The 15536-nt window shown below is 71.9% G+C and carries 14 protein-coding genes; 4 read left to right on the forward strand and 10 right to left on the reverse strand.

Features of this window, described 5'->3' with window-relative positions:
• Positions 1 to 474, forward strand: a 474-nt coding sequence (locus tag KF737_RS19375) for an RcnB family protein (RefSeq protein ID WP_296458984.1), incomplete at its 5' end; no start/stop codon positions are given.
• Positions 475 to 478: 4 nt separating this feature from the next.
• On the opposite strand, the gene KF737_RS19380 is transcribed toward KF737_RS19375, so the two are convergent.
• Complete coding sequence (locus KF737_RS19380; protein WP_296458987.1) at positions 479 to 964, reverse strand: Fur family transcriptional regulator; 486 nt, start codon at positions 962 to 964, stop codon at positions 479 to 481.
• A gap of 119 nt (positions 965 to 1083) precedes the next feature.
• Here KF737_RS19380 and KF737_RS19385 point away from each other — a divergent pair, with 119 nt between their 5' ends.
• Positions 1084 to 3081, forward strand: coding sequence for a TonB-dependent receptor (locus KF737_RS19385; RefSeq protein WP_296458990.1), 1998 nt, complete (start codon positions 1084 to 1086; stop codon positions 3079 to 3081).
• A 90-nt stretch (positions 3082 to 3171) separates the two neighbouring features.
• On the opposite strand, the gene KF737_RS19390 is transcribed toward KF737_RS19385, so the two are convergent.
• From KF737_RS19390 to KF737_RS19400, 3 genes are all read right to left on the reverse strand, one after another.
• Complete coding sequence (locus tag KF737_RS19390; protein WP_296458993.1) at positions 3172 to 4185, reverse strand: DUF4167 domain-containing protein; 1014 nt, start codon at positions 4183 to 4185, stop codon at positions 3172 to 3174.
• 250 nt (positions 4186 to 4435) lie between these two features.
• On the reverse strand, positions 4436 to 5305 hold the full coding sequence (gene prmC / locus KF737_RS19395) for a peptide chain release factor N(5)-glutamine methyltransferase (RefSeq protein ID WP_296458996.1): 870 nt from the start codon (positions 5303 to 5305) through the stop codon (positions 4436 to 4438).
• A complete protein-coding gene (locus KF737_RS19400) occupies positions 5302 to 6129 on the reverse strand; it encodes an MOSC N-terminal beta barrel domain-containing protein (RefSeq protein WP_296458999.1) in 828 nt (275 codons plus the stop codon). Before KF737_RS19400 ends, prmC begins: the two co-directional genes overlap by 4 nt.
• Positions 6130 to 6218: 89 nt before the next feature.
• Between KF737_RS19400 and KF737_RS19405 the strand changes: the two genes are divergently transcribed.
• Complete coding sequence (locus KF737_RS19405; RefSeq protein ID WP_296459002.1) at positions 6219 to 7313, forward strand: YihY/virulence factor BrkB family protein; 1095 nt, start codon at positions 6219 to 6221, stop codon at positions 7311 to 7313.
• 66 nt (positions 7314 to 7379) lie between these two features.
• Here the strand turns inward: KF737_RS19405 and prfA are convergent, their stop codons facing one another.
• Positions 7380 to 8456: a peptide chain release factor 1 gene (gene prfA, locus KF737_RS19410; protein ID WP_296459005.1), complete on the reverse strand. Its 1077-nt coding sequence runs from the start codon at positions 8454 to 8456 to the stop codon at positions 7380 to 7382.
• Between the two features lie 74 nt (positions 8457 to 8530).
• On the opposite strand from prfA, the gene KF737_RS19415 reads away from it, so the two are divergent.
• The gene (locus KF737_RS19415; protein ID WP_296459008.1) at positions 8531 to 9115 is read left to right on the forward strand and encodes a pyridoxamine 5'-phosphate oxidase family protein; all 585 of its coding nucleotides are present in this window, start codon (positions 8531 to 8533) and stop codon (positions 9113 to 9115) included.
• 211 nt (positions 9116 to 9326) lie between these two features.
• On the opposite strand, the gene KF737_RS19420 is transcribed toward KF737_RS19415, so the two are convergent.
• From KF737_RS19420 to ptsP, 5 genes are all read right to left on the reverse strand, one after another.
• A complete protein-coding gene (locus KF737_RS19420; RefSeq protein WP_296459010.1) occupies positions 9327 to 9620 on the reverse strand; it encodes a hypothetical protein in 294 nt (97 codons plus the stop codon).
• A gap of 96 nt (positions 9621 to 9716) precedes the next feature.
• The gene (locus tag KF737_RS19425; RefSeq protein WP_296459013.1) at positions 9717 to 10313 is read right to left on the reverse strand and encodes a PEPxxWA-CTERM sorting domain-containing protein; all 597 of its coding nucleotides are present in this window, start codon (positions 10311 to 10313) and stop codon (positions 9717 to 9719) included.
• A gap of 144 nt (positions 10314 to 10457) precedes the next feature.
• Positions 10458 to 11600, reverse strand: a complete 1143-nt coding sequence (gene ispG, locus KF737_RS19430) for a flavodoxin-dependent (E)-4-hydroxy-3-methylbut-2-enyl-diphosphate synthase (protein ID WP_296459016.1) — start codon at positions 11598 to 11600, stop codon at positions 10458 to 10460.
• A 46-nt stretch (positions 11601 to 11646) separates the two neighbouring features.
• Positions 11647 to 12798 (reverse strand): helix-turn-helix domain-containing protein, encoded by a 1152-nt coding sequence (locus KF737_RS19435; RefSeq protein ID WP_296459018.1) that lies wholly within the window; start codon positions 12796 to 12798, stop codon positions 11647 to 11649.
• A 56-nt stretch (positions 12799 to 12854) separates the two neighbouring features.
• Positions 12855 to 15116: a phosphoenolpyruvate--protein phosphotransferase gene (gene ptsP / locus KF737_RS19440; RefSeq protein WP_296459021.1), complete on the reverse strand. Its 2262-nt coding sequence runs from the start codon at positions 15114 to 15116 to the stop codon at positions 12855 to 12857.
• Between the last annotated feature and the right edge of the window lie 420 nt (positions 15117 to 15536).

A 15536-nucleotide genomic window follows, 5' to 3' on the forward strand; every position in this document is an offset into this window, starting at 1 on the left:
CAGGCCGGGGGCGACCGCCGCGACTGGACCGGCGCCCGCGCGGGCGGCCAGCCCCGCGTGCAGGACCGCAACGGCGGCGGCCGTCCGGACGCCCGCCGCGACTGGAACGACCGTCGCGACAACGACCGTCGCGACTGGGACCGTCGGGGCGGAGATCGCCGCGACTGGGATCGCCGCGACGATCGGCAGCGCTGGGAATACGGCCGCTATCCGCGCGCCTACGTCAGCGCGCAGCGCTATCGCTACATCCACACCTGGCGTCCGCCCTCGGGCTTCTACGTCCGCGTCTGGAACTACGGCGACTTCCTGCCGCGCGGCTGGTTCGGCCCGGGTTACTGGCTGATCGACCCGTGGGAATACGACCTGCCGCTGCCGCCGCCCGGCTTCGACTGGGTGCGGGTCGGCGACGACGCCCTGCTGGTCGACCAGTACACCGGCCGCATCGTCCAGGTGGTCCGCAACGTCTTCTGGTAGGGCGCTAGGGCTGGCGACAGCCGGCGCAGAGGCCGCGCGCTTCCAGCGTGACCGCGCGGACCTCGTAGCCGGCGCCGGCCGATGCGGCGGCGAGCTGCGGCGAGAGGTCGGGCTGGAACTCGGCCGCCTCGCCGCAGCAGTCGCAGATCAGGAACGCCGCCACGTGCGCCCCTTCGATGCGGCAGGGGACGTAGGCGTTCAGGCTCTCGATCCGGTGCGCGAAGCCCAGGCGCTCCAGGAACTCCAGCGCACGGTAGACCGTGGGGGGCTTGGCCGGCTCGCCGTGCGCCCCGAAGGCCGCGATCAGGTCGTAGGCCTTCTGCGGCGCGTCCGAGGCCAGCAGCAGTTGCAGCACGCGCCGCCTGGGCGCGGTCAGCCGTTCCTGCGTGACCTCGCAGCGCGCCTCCGCCGCCGACAGGGCCCTGTCCAGCGCCGCGCCCGAAAGGCCGTGGTGCTGATGCTCGTCGTGATGCTCGCAGGCGTGCGCCATGCCTCAGGAATAACCCGCTTCCCGCCCGTGCGCCAACGATCGGCGGAAGGCGCTTGACGACTCGTTATGTTATTTCATAACGCTTCACTCGTTCTTCAAGTCCTTCCAGGCCGTCGCCAATGTCCCGTGTTTCCCTCTTCGCCGCTGTCGGCGCGCTCGCGCTCCTCTCCTCCACCGCCTGCGCGGCCGATGGCGGCGATACCGAGACCAAGGACCTCTCCGAGGTCGTGGTCACCGCCGCGCCCTATGTGGTCTCGCTCGACTCCACGACCACCAGCGTCAACGTGGTGAAGCGCGAGGCGCTCGACCTCGCGCCCTCGGCCGGCCTCGGCGACGTGCTCGCCAACCTGCCGGGCGTCCGCTCATCGTTCTTCGGCCCCGGCGCCAGCCGGCCGGTGATCCGCGGCCTTTCGGGCCCGCGGGTGCAGGTGCTGACCAACGGCATCGGCATGATCGACGCCTCGGGCCTGTCGCCCGACCACCAGGTGGCCAGCGACCCGCAGGAGGCCGAGCGCATCGAGGTGCTGCGCGGCCCCTCGGCGCTGGCCTACGGCGGCTCGGCCATCGGCGGCATCGTCAACATCATCGACGAGCGCATCCCATCGACCTACCGGGACGGCGCCCACGGCCGCGCGCAGGCGGCCTATTCCACGGTGGACCAGGGCCGGCAGGGCTCGGCGGCGCTGACCGCGGGCCTCGGCGGCGGCTGGTCGCTGACGGCCGATGCGCTGCGCCGCGAGACCGACGACTACCACGTGCCGGTCGATCCGCTGTCGCGCCGCCTGGCCGACTCCCTTGGGCTTCCCGCGCCGTCTCGCGACGGCCAGGACGTGCCCAACACCTATTCCAGCCTGAAGGCCTTCGGCCTCGGCGGCTCCTACGTCGGCGACGGCGGCTGGGGCGGCCTGGCCATCAAGCGCACCGAGAGCGACTACGGCAGCGCCGCCGAGGAGGACGTCCACATCGAGCTGAAGCAGACCCGGCTCGATGCGCGCGGCTCGCTCGACATCGACCTGGGGCCGTTCGACAAGGTCCGCTTCTCCGCCGGCTACGCCGACTACAAGCACACCGAGTTCGAGGGGCCCGATCCGGGCACCACCTTCCTCTCCAAGGGCGAGGAGGGGCGTGTCGAGCTGGTCCAGCGCGAGATCGGCGGCTGGCAGGGCGCGCTGGGCTTCCAGGGGCTGCACCGCACCTTCGACGCCATCGGCGACGAGGCGCTGATCCCGGCCACCAAGATCGACGAGTTCGGCGTCTTCACCCTCCAGCGCCTGGACAAGGACGCCTGGGGCCTGGAGGGCGGCCTGCGCCTCGACGGCAAGTCGGTGAAGAACGTCCGCGCCGACCGCGACTTCACCAACGTCTCGGCCTCCGTCGGCGCCTTCGTGCGGCCGGCGGACGGCTGGTTCCTGGGCCTGTCGCTGTCGCGCACCAGCCGCGGCCTGACCGAGGAGGAACTGTCGTCCCTCGGCGCCCACCCGGCCACGGGGGCCTACGAGGTGGGCGATCCCACGCTCTCCAAGGAGGTCTCGTACTCGGCCGACGCCAGCGTCCACTACGGCAAGGACCCGTGGACGATCGACCTCCACGGCTTCTACGTGGACTACGACAACTTCATCGACCTGATCCCGACCGGCGCCGTCGACGCCGACTCCGGCTTCCCGGAGTTCGCCTTCGTGGAGAGCGGGGCGAAGTTCTACGGCTTCGAGAGCGAGGTGGCGTTCAAGGTCTGGCAGGACGGCGAGCGCACGTTCCGCCTGGAGGGCGCCGCGGACTACGTCCATGGGAGCACGGACTTCGGCCCCGCCGCCCGCATTCCGCCGTGGTCGGTCACCGGCCGCGCCGCGTACGCCGCCGCCCGCTGGACGGCGACGGTCGAGGTCCACAAGGTGGGCGGTCAGGACCGTACGGCGAACTTCGAGCTCCCCACCGACGGCTACACGATGCTGAACGCCTCGCTGGTGGTGCGGCCCGTCGCGAGCCAGCCCGACCTGAAGGTCTTCCTCGACGGCCACAACCTGACCAACGTCGAGGCCCGCGAGCACGCCTCGTTCCTCAAGGATGTCGCCCCGCTGCCGGGCCGCAGCTTCCGCCTGGGGGTAGGCTACCGGTTCTGACCGCAGTCCCCCTGAGGGAACGCGTCGCGCACCCGGGATTCGCTCACCGATCCCCGGAGATCACCGCCCGACGCCCGGGCGGCGCGAGCCTCACGCCTCTTCGTTCTCGCTGGGGGGCGCGCCTTCGCCGGCTTCGAAGCTGCGCGGGGCGCGGCGGCGGCGTGTGCGGGGTTTCTCCTCGGCCTCGGCGGCCGCCGCCTTGGGGGCCGGCGCCGGGCGGGCGGCCTGCAGGAAGGCCGGCGCGTGGCTCGCGCCGCCCTCGGCGTCGCGCAGCATCGGACCTTCCGGACGGCTCTCGCCCTGCGGCTCGACGACCGGCAGAGGGTCGCGCTCGGGCCGGTCGCGGTCCCGTTCGAAGCGCGCGGGACGGTCGTCGTCGCTGCGGGGGCGGTCGTCGCGGCGGTCACGGTCGCGGTTGCGGTCCCGGCCGCCGTCGCGGTCGCGCGGCCGGTCGTCGTCGTTCCGCGGGCGTTCGTCCCTCGGGCGTTCGTCTCTCGGGCGGTCGTCGCGGGGGCGGTCGTCGCGGGGACGATCCCGGTCGCGATCCCGATCGCGCGGCTGCCAGTCGCCCCGGTCGCGATCCCGGTCGCGGTTGCGGTCGCGATCCCGGTCGCGGGACTGCCACTCGCCGCGGTCGCGCCCGTCGCGGTCGCGGTTCCGATCCCGGTTCTGGTCGCCGCGGTCGCGGTTCTCGCCGTTGTCCTCGCGGACCTCGGGGGCTTCGGCGGCGGCCTCGTCGGCGGCGGCCGCGGCGGCCTGGCCGCTCTCGTCCTCGAAGTCGATGTCGTAGCCGCTGGCGAACTGGTCGCGGCCGATGATCTCGCTGGCCGGCCGGTTCGGCTGGATGGCGCGGATCAGGCGGAAATAGTGCTCGGCGTGCTGGAGGTAGTTCTCGGCCAGCACCCGGTCGCCCGATGACGTCGCGTCGCGCGCGAGCTGCTGGTACTTCTCGAAGACGTGCTGGGCGTTGCCCCGCACCTTCACCCCGTCGGGACCGTTCGAATCGAACGCCCGGTTGGCGTTCTGCTGGGGCTTGCCGCCACCGCCGCCGCCACCGCCCCGGTTGCGCCCACGCTGGCGCTTCATACCCTTGAAATCTCTCATAATCCTAAGAAACCGTTCGTTCCTTGAGCGCCCCTGCGGCGTCTTGGCCCTCAGCTTGGTCCGACCTCGGCCTGATCAGCGATGTTGAAGGCGTGTGTGTTCCCCGTCTTCCGCCCGGAAGCTCGTCAGCGAGAGGCCTTTCCTTGGAGAGAAGCGTCGCGCCTGTCGGGTCGGGCGGGCGTCCTGCTTGGGGACGCATCTACCGGCAACACCGACGAATTTGGGTGGAGACGTGACCTGATGTAGCGAGTCAGCCGACCGTTTCCAAGGTCTTTTTCTCACCGGCGACCACGCGGTCGCGATCGGCCAGGTCCCTGATCGTCTGCACGAAGACGGCGCCGGCCTCGCGGAACAGGGCTTCGACCGCGTCCTTCTGGTCGTAGCCGATCTCGACGGCGAAGCGGCCGCCGGGCTTCAGCACGCGCAGGATCTCGGGCGCGAGGACGCGGTAGTGGTCCAGGCCGTCGGCCCCGCCTTCCAGCGCGATCCGCGGTTCGTGGTCGCGCACTTCGGGCTCCAGGGTCGCGATGACCTCGGTGGCGATGTAGGGCGGGTTGGCGACGACGAGGTCGAACGCGTCGCCTTCCAGGCCCGCGGTCCAGTCGCCGCGCAGCAGCGCCAGGCGGCCCGCGAGCCCGAGCGAAGCGGCGTTGTCGCGCGCCACGGCGAGCGCCTCCTCGGAGATCTCGATCCCGAGGCCGTTGGCCGCCGGCCGCTCGGCCAGGAGCGCCAGCAGGATCGCGCCCGAGCCCACGCCCAGGTCGAGGATCCGCCAGGGCGCATTCTCGGGGAAGTCGCGCAATGCATATTCGACCACCGTCTCGGTGTCGGGCCTGGGCGTCAGCACGTCGGGCGTGACGTGCAGCATGATCTTCCAGAAGCCTTTGCGCCCCAGGATGTGGCTGACCGGCTCGCGGGCGACGCGGCGGGCCAGGAAGCCGTCGAGCCTGGCCTCCTGGTCGGGCGTCAGCTCGCGATGCGGATCGGTGACGATGTCGGCGCGGGTGGCGTCGGCCGCCGCCTCGACCAGCAGGCGCGCGTCGATCACCGGCCCGGCCAGCCCCGCCGCCTCCAGCCGGGACTTCGCCCGGGTCCAGGCCTGCACCAGCGTCAAGGTCATCCTCCCTCGCTCCCTTCGGGGCTGCGCAGCACTTCGCGCCGGCCGGCGTCCGGGCGAAGCAGGGGTGCGGTGATCGCGTCGCCCAGGGACACGCGGCCCGCCGTCGTCATCCGGATGTAGATTCCGCAGTCCATGTGCCCGTAGTGGTCGAATAGCGCCTTCGGCACTTCGAGGTCGCGCACGGCCGTCGTCGGGTCGACCTCGGTCGCGGCGCAGCGGCGGATGCGGGAGAAGACGCTCGCCTTGGCCCAGCCCAGCATCAGCTCGCGGTCCAGCCAGTCGTTCTCGGCCCAGGGCTCCCAGCCCTCGACGTAGAGGTTGCCGCGGAAGCGCAGCGGATCGAGCTCGACACCCATCTTCCGGGAGAGGTCGCGGACGCTGGCGAGGTTGATCACCGAGACCTGGCCCAGCGGATGGTCGGTGAAGCGGAAGCCGCCGCGGGCGTCCACGACCTTCAGCGGCCCGCGGATGTCGTCGGGATCGAGGAAGTCGGTGAGCCAGGCGGCGAAGCCGTCGCGGGCCTCGGGCTCGGCGAGGCGCCCGGCGAAGGCGGGCCGGCCCTCGGCCGTCGCGGTGAGGAGGCCCGAGGCGTCGTCGTAGCGGGTCCGGGCCGCGGCCACCTTCGGGATGGCGGCCAGCACGGTGAACATCTTCTTCGGCGTCCACTGCGGCGCCTCGGGATCGAAGCCCGACGGGCCGTTCTCCACCGCCCACAGGCGGTCGCCCGGGAAGCCCTCGCCCGGCGCGAGATCGACGTGGCCCAGCGGCTCGGGCGTGAAGCCCTTCACCGGGTGCCGGAAGATCGCTGCGACGTGGCCGCTCATGCCGCCTTCTCGCGCAAGCGCCGCGCGGGCTCAACCCGGAACGCCGCGCCCCCGGCCGAGTTTGATCATGCGCGAAGGGAGGCATCGGCTTGGCGGACGTCGCGGGCAATCCGATCGGCGGGAACCCGGAGAAGCCGGGGATGAGCCGTCGCACGGTGGCCGCGCCGTCGACCTTCGAGGACCAGGAGCCCGGCCGCGGCCGCATCGCCGTGTCACCGCGGCAGATCCCGTGGACGGGTTGGCGCGACATCGTCTGGCGCACCCTCCGGGAGACCAGCGAGGATCGCCTGACCGTCGTGGCCGGCAGCGTCACCTATTACACGCTGCTGGCGATCTTCCCGGGCGTCGGCGTCTTCGTCTCGCTCTACGGCCTCTTCGCCGACGTGGCCGAAGTGGAAAAGCAGCTCGTCGCGCTGTCCTCGGTCTTCCCGCCCGACGTGACGCGCCTGGTCGGCGAACAGATGCTGCGGCTGGCCGGCGCGGGCGGCGGCGGGCTCTCGCTCGCCTTCATCGCCAGCCTCCTGCTGTCGGTCTGGAGCGCCAGCGCGGGCATGCGCTCGCTCTTCGACGGCCTCAACATCGCCTACGACGAGGCCGAGCGGCGGAACTACGTGCTGCGCGCGGCGCTCACCTACGGCTTCACCCTGGCGCTGGTGGTGTTCCTGATCCTCGTCAGCCTGATCCTGGTGGCCGCCCCGATCGCGCTTGCACGGATGGGCCTCGCCGAGGACTGGCTGATCGCCATCCGCTGGCCGCTGATGTTCCTGGTGGCCACGGCGGCCTTCACCATCGCCTATCGCTATGGGCCCAGCCGGGCGCGGGCGCGCTGGCCGTGGCTGACCCCGGGCGCGGCCTTCGCCGCGGCGTTCTGGATCGGCGGCTCGGCCGGCTTCTCCTGGTACCTGAACAACGTCGCGGGACTCGACCGCATCTACGGGTCGCTGGGGGCGATGATCGGCTTCATGCTGTGGATCTGGTTCTCGGTGATGATCGTGCTGATCGGCGCCGAGCTGAACGCCGAGATCGAGCACCAGACCGCCGAGGACTCCACCACCGGTCCGCCGCAGCCGATGGGCGAGCGCGGCGCGGCGATGGCCGACACCGTGGGCGTGCGCTTCGACGGCGTGAAGAACCTCGTGAAGGGCGGCAAGGACAGGGTCCGCAAGGTCCTGAAGCGCCCCTGAGGGCCGCCGCGCGGCGGCGTATTCCGCGGTTCCAAAAGTCTCCGCTGCCGCGGAGGCTCATGAGGATCAGCCGAACTCGTCTTCCAGGGCGGCGAGGCGGGCGGCCTGGTCTTCGGCGATCAGGGGGTCGATGACGTCGTCGAGGGCTTCGCCTTCGATGACCTTGGGCAGGTTGTAGAGCGTCAGGTTGATGCGGTGGTCGGTGACCCGGCCTTGCGGGAAGTTGTAGGTGCGGATGCGTTCCGAGCGGTCGCCGGAGCCGACCTGGCTCTTGCGGGCCTCGGAGCGGGCGTCGTCGAGGGCCTGGCGCTGCTGGTCGTAGAGCTTGACCTTGAGCGCCTTCATGGCGCGGGCGCGGTTCTGGTGCTGCGACTTCTCGGAGCTGGTCACCACGATGCCGCTGGGCAGGTGGGTGATGCGGACGGCGGAGTCGGTCTTGTTCACGTGCTGGCCGCCGGCGCCGCTCGAGCGGTAGGTGTCGATGCGGATGTCCTGGTCGCGGATCTCGATCTCGACGTCCTCGGCCTCGGGCAGCACGGCGACGGTCGCGGCCGAGGTGTGGATGCGCCCCTGCGCCTCGGTGGCCGGCACGCGCTGCACGCGGTGGACGCCGCTCTCGAACTTCAGCCGCCCGAACACGCCGTCGCCGGTGATGGAGGCCACGATCTCCTTGAAGCCGCCGGCGTCGCCCTCGGAGATGGAGTCGACCTCGACGCGCCAGCCGCGGCCCTGGGCGTAGCGCTGGTACATGCGGAAGAGGTCGCCGGCGAAGAGGGCCGCTTCGTCGCCTCCCGTGCCGGCGCGCACTTCGAGGATCGCCGAGGCGTTCTCGTCCTTGTCCTTGGGCGCGAGCAGCAGGGCGACCTCGCGCTCCAGCTCGGGCAGGCGCTCCTTCAGCGCCTCCAGCTCGCCGCGGGCCAGCTCGGCCATCTCGGCGTCGCCGCTGTCGGCCATCTCGCGCAGCTCGGGCTCTTCGGCGCGCGCCTTCTCCAGCGTGGTGACCGCGTCGGCCACCGGCTTCAGCTCGGCGTGCTCCTTGGAGAGCCGGACGATCTCGGCCCCGTCCGTGGCCGCGCCCATGCGCGCCTCGATCTCGCGGAAGCGGTCGAGCACCTGGTCGAGCCTGGCCTGGGGAAGTCTCATGAGGGCGGTGTCTGTAGCGGAGACCGCCGCAGGCGACAATTCCGAGCTATGATCGCGGGCGGGAGGAGCGATCCATGGCGATGTTCCACGACGGCAACCGGGCCTTGCAGGACGCGTTCGGCAGCCGGGCGCTGGCCGACCGGCTGGAAGAGCGGTTGGCGCACGACCGGTTCACCGAGGGCGACGCGGCCTTCATCCAGGCGCAGAGCTTCTTCTTCCTCGCGACGGCCGATGCGGACGGGCGGCCGGACTGCTCGTTCAAGGGCGGGCCGCCGGGGTTCGCGCATGTGGCCGCGCCGGACCTGCTGGTGTTCCCCGACTACGACGGCAACGGCATGTTCAAGAGCCTGGGGAACATCCGCGCCAACCCGCACGTGGGCCTGCTGTTCATCGCCATGGGCGAGAAGGCGGGGCGGCTGCGGGTGAACGGGCGCGCCGAGGTGGTGGGCGACGACCCGCTGATGGCCGGGATCGCGGGCGCGCAGCTCCTGGTGAAGGTGACGCCCACCGACATCTTCCCGAACTGCCCGCGCTACATCCCGCGCATGAGCATCGAGGCGTATTCGGAATACGCGCCGGCGGCCGGCGAGCCGCCGGTCGAGCCCAAGTGGAAGACCTTCCCCGACTTCGCCGACGTGGTGCCGCCGCGGCGGGCGTGAACCATCCCCTTCAAGCTCGTCATCCCGCGGCTTGTCCGCGGGACCCATGCACGCGACCGGCGCCGGAAGAGGCGCGGCGGTGGCCGACAGCGCCGCGGAAGCCGTGACGCCGAAGTAGCGTTCATCCCTCCCCTTCAGGGGAGGGATGCGTCGCGAAAAGGCCCGCCCCATCGCTGGGGCGGGCCTTCGCTTGTCTTGGGGGCCGGTCGGCCTAGGCGCGTTCGCCCGTGAGCGAGGCGTTGCCGAACATGCCGAGCTTCACGTTGCCGCTCATCTTGTCGCCCTCGACCTTGGCCGAGAACTCGAGCTTCATCGGCATCGGGTTCGTGATGTCGGTGTTCCAGGTCAGGGTGTCGCCGTCGACCTTGCCGGTCACTTCCTGCGCGCCCATCTCCGAGTCCACCTTGCCGGTGAAGGTGTCGCCCGACGTGGCGATGGCCACGTCCATGGTGCGCGCGCCCATCGGCGTGTTGATGGTGATCTTCCAGTTGCCGTCCGCAGACATGCATTCCTCCCGAGAATTGGAGCGCCACCTAACCGTAGGCGGAGGGCGGAAGCAAGAGTGACGCTGGCGTCACTTTTGCCTTTTCCCGCCGGTCGTTCAGCCCGCGAGGGCCTGGACGCGCCGCATGCGCCGCGCCGAGACGCCGAGCGCGCCGAATCCGATGAGCATCATCGCCCAGGTCGCGGGCTCCGGAACGCTGGCCTGGACGGCGGAGCCGGTCACGACCACGCTGTTGAGGCCCCAGCCCTCGTCGCCGAGACCCTGGGAGCCGCCGGAGTAGGCGAAACGGAGCGTGTTGGAGCCGTTCACGAAAGTCAGGGGCGCGGTGATCGTCACGGTTCCGCCGACGCCGTTCACCACGTTGACCGTCGATCCCGCGGGCGAGAAGTAGAGCGCGTCGCCGCCGCCCCCGCCCAGGCCCCACGAGCCGCTCAGCAGAGCCACGCTGTTGAGGCTGAGCGTGAAGGTGTCGGTGCAGCAGTTCTCGCCGTCGAGCGTCGCGTAGCCCTGGATCTGGAAGCTGACCGAGCCGGCGCCGGGGCCGGCCAGGAAGACCGCGTCGATGAACCCGGGCGTCGCGAGCGCCCCGGTGGGCGCGGCGAGCGTGTAGAGCGTGTCGGCCTGCGCCGCGCCGCCTGCGAGAACGACGCCGAACGCCAGCGCGGCGCCGGCGGTCATGGCTGAGAACTTCATGATTTACCCCAATTTTCCAACGTCGACGCCGGCCTCGCGGGCCGCGCCAGAAACCGCGCAACGGCGAGTCTATCGGCCGGGGTCAGCCGGCGGCAAACCCACTCTCCCGTTGGGCGAGTCCGGCTCTCCGGCGCGGCGGTCCCGCTATTCCGCGGCCTGCAACGCGGCTTGCGTGGCCGCCTCGATTTCGCGCGCGCGCGCCTCGACCAGTTCGACGATGTGGTCGATCATGCCTTCGTTGTCCTGCTTGTGGTCGGGCTTGCCGGCCACATAGACCATGCCCGCGCCCTTGCCGCCGCCGGTGAAGCCGAGGTCCGTCATCAGGGCCTCGCCGGGGCCGTTCACGACGCAGCCGATGATCGACAGGCTCATGGGCGTGGCGATGTGGGCCAGGCGCTGCTCCAGCGCCTCGACGGTCTGGATCACGTTGAAGCCCTGCCGAGCGCAGGACGGGCAGGCGATGATGTTCACGCCCCGGTGGCGCAGGCCCAGCGACTTCAGGATGTCGAAGCCGACCTTCACCTCCTCGACCGGGTCGGCGGCGAGGGAGACGCGGATGGTGTCGCCGATGCCGGCCCAGAGCAGCGAGCCGATGCCGATGGCGGATTTCACGGTGCCGGTGCGCGTGGCGCCGGCCTCGGTGACGCCCAGGTGCAACGGGCAGTCGATCGCCTCGGCGAGCTGCTGGTAGGCGGCGACGGTCATGAAGGGGTCGGACGCCTTCACGCTGATCTTGAACTCGTGGAAGTCGTGGTCCTGCAGGATGCGGGCGTGGCGCAGCGCGCTGTCGACCATGGCCGCCGGGCACGGCTCGCCGTACTGCTCCAAGAGGTCGCGCTCCAGCGAGCCGGCGTTGACGCCGATGCGCATCGAGCAGCCGTGGTCGCGGGCCGCCTGGATGACCTCCTTCACGCGCGCGGCGTTGCCGATGTTGCCGGGGTTGATGCGCAGGCAGGCGGCGCCCGCCTCGGCCGCCTCGACGCCGCGGCGGTAGTGGAAGTGGATGTCGGCGACGAGCGGGACCTTCGCCGCCCTGGCGATCTGCCGGAAGGCCGCGGTGGAGTCCTCGTCGGGGCAGGAGACGCGGACGATGTCGGCGCCGGCCTCTTCGAGCTGGCGGATCTGCTCGATGGTGGCGGCCGCGTCGGCGGTGACCGTGTTGGTCATCGACTGGACGGTGATGGGCGCGTCGCCGCCCACCTCGACGGCGCCCACGCGGATCTTGCGGCTCTTGCGGCGGTCGATGGCGCGCCAGGGGCGGACGGACGTGTGGGCTTCGGTGCTCATCGCGCGCGGAAAATAGGCCGTCCGGCTTGGAAACCCAAGCCGGGGCTCAGTTCGCCTTGGGCGGCGGGATCTTCAGGACCGGAGCGGCCGGGGCGGGGGCAGGGGCGGCCGGCGCGCTCGGGATCGGCTTGGCGGGCGGGGCGGCGGCGGTCGCGGGCGGGGCGGCGAGCTTGGAGGCCAGCACCTGCTGCGAGGGCAGCACGCCCTTCGACTGGCCCGAGGCGAAGACCTGGAAGTCCTCGGCCTTGGAGACCTCCAGGCTCAGGCCCGGCGTCTGCGGCACCTTGAAGGCCTCGCCCTTGGAGAGCTGGCGGGCGAAATAGACCGAGCCGTCGGCGCCGCGCATGATCAGCGAGCCGGGCTTCAGCGCCTGCAGCACCACCGTCGAGTCCGCGCCCGGCATGCCGGGGTCGTAGATCCGGCCCTGCGGCACGAAGTAGGGCGGCAGCGACGCCAGGTCGACGTGCGGGCCCTCGCTGGCCGGCTTCGGCGCGGTCGAGCCCGGCGCGACCTCGAGGCCCAGCGCCTTGGCGAGGCCGGGCGTCTCGTAGGGCGGCGGGGTGGTCGATTCGACGGGCGCGGGCAGGGGCGCGCCCAGCTCCATCGGCCCGGCCTTCAGTTGCGCCAGCGCCTTCTCGCTCACCGCCTCGGGGGCGAGCGGCGGCGGGGGCGCGTTGGCGGTCATGGCCCGCTGGGCGATGTTCCACAGGACGATGGCGGCGATGATGACCAGCGCGCCCACCAGGAAGGCGGCGACGCGCGGGTCCCTGTCGTCCAGCACGCCGACCGGCGCGCGCAGCGGCTCGTCCAGCACCGGCTCGTCGGCCTTGAAGCGCTCGGTCGCGAGCTCGGGATCGAGGCCCAGCGCCGTGGCGTAGGCGCGGATGTAGCCGATGGTGAAGGGGCGCGAGGGGAGCGCGTCGAGCTGCATCTCCTCGATCGCTTCGAGGTAGGCGCGGCGGACGCGGGTCCTTTCGGCGAGCTCGGGCAGGGTCAGGCCCTGGTCGAGGCGGGCGGCCTTCAGCGCCTCGCCGATGGTCGCCTGCTGGTGGATCGGGTCGACGGGCGGCGGCGGGACGGCCTCGGCCGGTTCGTGCGCGGCGGCGGGCGGGCGGTCGACCTCGGCCACGGCGGCGGCCAGGGCGGCGCGCGCGCGCTCCCGGTCGGTCGGCTTCTTCGTGGCTCGTCTGCGTAGCACGCGGGGTCGGTGGCTCCTGCCGTCCGCCTCACAGTGTCGACGGATTCGGGCGAGGATCAGACGGCGAGGTAGAGTTTGCGCGCGAGGGTTTCAATCTCGTTCCGCACCGAGCCCGCCGACGACTTCAGCAGCGCCGAGACGCCGCGCCGCGCCGCCTCGCGGTCGCAGCTCAGCACCATCTGCTTCACGGGGCCGACGCCGGTGGCCGGCATCGACAGCCGCTCGAAGCCCAGCGCCACCAGGGCGAACGCCTCCAGCGGCCGCCCCGCCATCTCGCCGCACACGGAGACGGGCGTGCCGGTTTCGGCGCAGGCCCGCTGGATCGCCTCCATGGCCCTGAGCGCCGGGGGCGAGAGGAAGTCGTAGCGGTCGGCCACCAGCGGGTTCCCGCGGTCGGCGGCGAACAGGTACTGCATCAGGTCGTTGGTCCCGACGCTGACGAAGTCGGTCATCGGCAGGAGCGCGTCCAGGTGCCAGACCAGCGACGGCGCCTCGATCATGGCGCCCACGTCCAGGCGCGACGGCGCCGGGCGGCCGCGCCGCTGGGCCCAGGCCACCTCGGTCTCGACGAAGGCGCGGGCCGAGCGGAACTCGTCCACGCTGGCCACGAGCGGGAACATGACCCTGAGCGGCCGGCCCTTGGCCGCGGCGATCAGGGCGCGGAGCTGCATGCGCAGCAGGGCCGGGCGGTCGAGGCCCATGCGCACCGCGCGCCAGCCCAGCGCCGGGTTCTCCTCGCGCTCGGCCTCCATGTAGGGCAGCACCTTGTCGCCGCCGAGGTCGAGGGTGCGGAAGGTCACCGGCCGGTCGCCGGCGGCGTCCATGACCCGCGAATAGAGCTGGGTCTGGCCGCCGAGCCTGGGCAGTTCCTCCGAGACCATGAACTGGAACTCGGTGCGGAAGAGGCCGATGCCCTCGGCGCCCGTGTCGGCCAGGCTCTCCAGGTCGACGTCCAGGCCGGCGTTCATCAGCAGCGAGATCTTCACGCCGTCGCGGGTGAAGGCCGGGGTGTCGCGCAGCTTGGCGAACTCGGCCCGCCGCTGGCGGCGCACCTCGATGCGCGCCTGGATCGCCTTGATGACGTCGGCGCGGGGCCGCAGGAACGCCTCGCCGGTCTCGCCGTCGACGATGACCGGGTCGCCTTCGGACACCCGGTCGCGCAGGCCGGTCAGGCGGCCGACGCAGGGGATGTCCAGCGCGCGGGCCACGATGGCGGCGTGGCTGGCCGACGAGCCTTCCTCCAGCAGCAGGCCGCGCAGCTTGGTGCGGTCGTATTCCAGCAGGTCGGCGGGGCCGAGGTTGCGGGCGATCAGGATCGCGTTGTCGGGCAGGTCGCGCGCCACGCTGCCGTCGCCCGCAAGATGGCGCAGCAGGCGGTCGTTGAGGTCTTCGAGGTCGTGCAGCCGCTCGCGCAGGTAGGGGTCGCGGGCCTGGCCCAGGCGGGCGCGGTGCTCGGAGCGCACGCGCTCGACCGCGGCCTCGGCGGTCAGGCCGTTCTTCACCGCGTCCTCGAGGCTGCGGTTCCAGCCCCGGTCGTGGGCGAACATGCGGTAGGTCTCGAGCACGTCGTACGAGGCGTCGACCAGGCCGTGCTGGCCCTCCAGCATCCGGTCGATCTGGTCCTTCAGGCCCGAGAGCGCCGCGGCCAGGCGTTCCTGCTCGGCGGTCACGTCCTCGGACAGGAGCTGCGAGGAGGCGACCGGCGGCTCGTGCAACACGGCCGCGCCATAGGCCAGGCCCTCCGCGAACTTCGAGCCCTTGATCCGCTCGGGCCGGCGCGGCGCCAGCTCGACGCCCTCCAGCTCGCCCACCGTCATCAGCTCGCCGGACGCGACCATCTCGGCCAGGACCATGGCGATGATCTGCAGGTCCTCGACCTCGTCCTCGGAATAGGTCCGCTCGGTGCGGTTCTGGACGACCAGCACGCCGATGGTCCGCCCGCCGCGCAGCAGCGGCACGCCCAGGAACGCGTGGTAGGGGTCCTCGCCCGTCTCCGGGCGGTACGAGAAGGCGGGGTGCTCGGGCGCGTCGGCCAGGTTCAGCGGCCGCCCCAGGCGCATGATCTCGCCCACCAGGCCCTCGCCGGGCTTCATGCGCGTGACGTGGACCGCCTTGGTGTCGAGGCCCTCGGTGGCGAACAGCTCCATCTCGCCGTTGGCGCGCCGCAGGTAGATCGAGCACACCTCGGCGACCATGGAGAGCGCGATGATGCGCACCACCATGTCGAGGCGCTGCTGCGCGGGGCCGCCCCCGGCGAGCGCCTCGCGGATCTGCCGCAGCAGGCTCCGCTGTCCGCGTATGGCGACCGGTGCGGCCATCCCTCGCGCAAACGCCTCCCTGTCCTTGCCCGCGCTTCCTTGCCCGCGCTAGCTAGCAGTTTTGTCTTTCAAATCCGAGAACCAAAGCCGCCCCGCGCCCGTCCCGGCCCCGGCGCCCGATCCGCGGGCGCCATGTTCTCCACGACACGAAACCCGCCGGGGCGGGCGGCCTCGAAGGCAACGGCCGACCGCCCGGCGCGCCTGAAGGTTCGCGCCGACACCGGCCCTTCCCCAAACCGCTCATCCCCGCGCATGCGGGGACCCAGGCTTGCTTCGGGCCACTACCAGCGCGCCGGGCGGTTCCAAAGGAAGTCTGGGTCCCCGCATGCGCGGGGATGAGCGGAGGGGGGGATGGCGTCCCCGAAAGTGCGCCGGCACCGAGGGCGACGGCCGACCGCCCGGCGCGCCGCGGGCGTCCTG

Origin of the sequence: Phenylobacterium sp., assembly GCF_019636135.1 — a bacterium.
Lineage (GTDB): Bacteria > Pseudomonadota > Alphaproteobacteria > Caulobacterales > Caulobacteraceae > Phenylobacterium.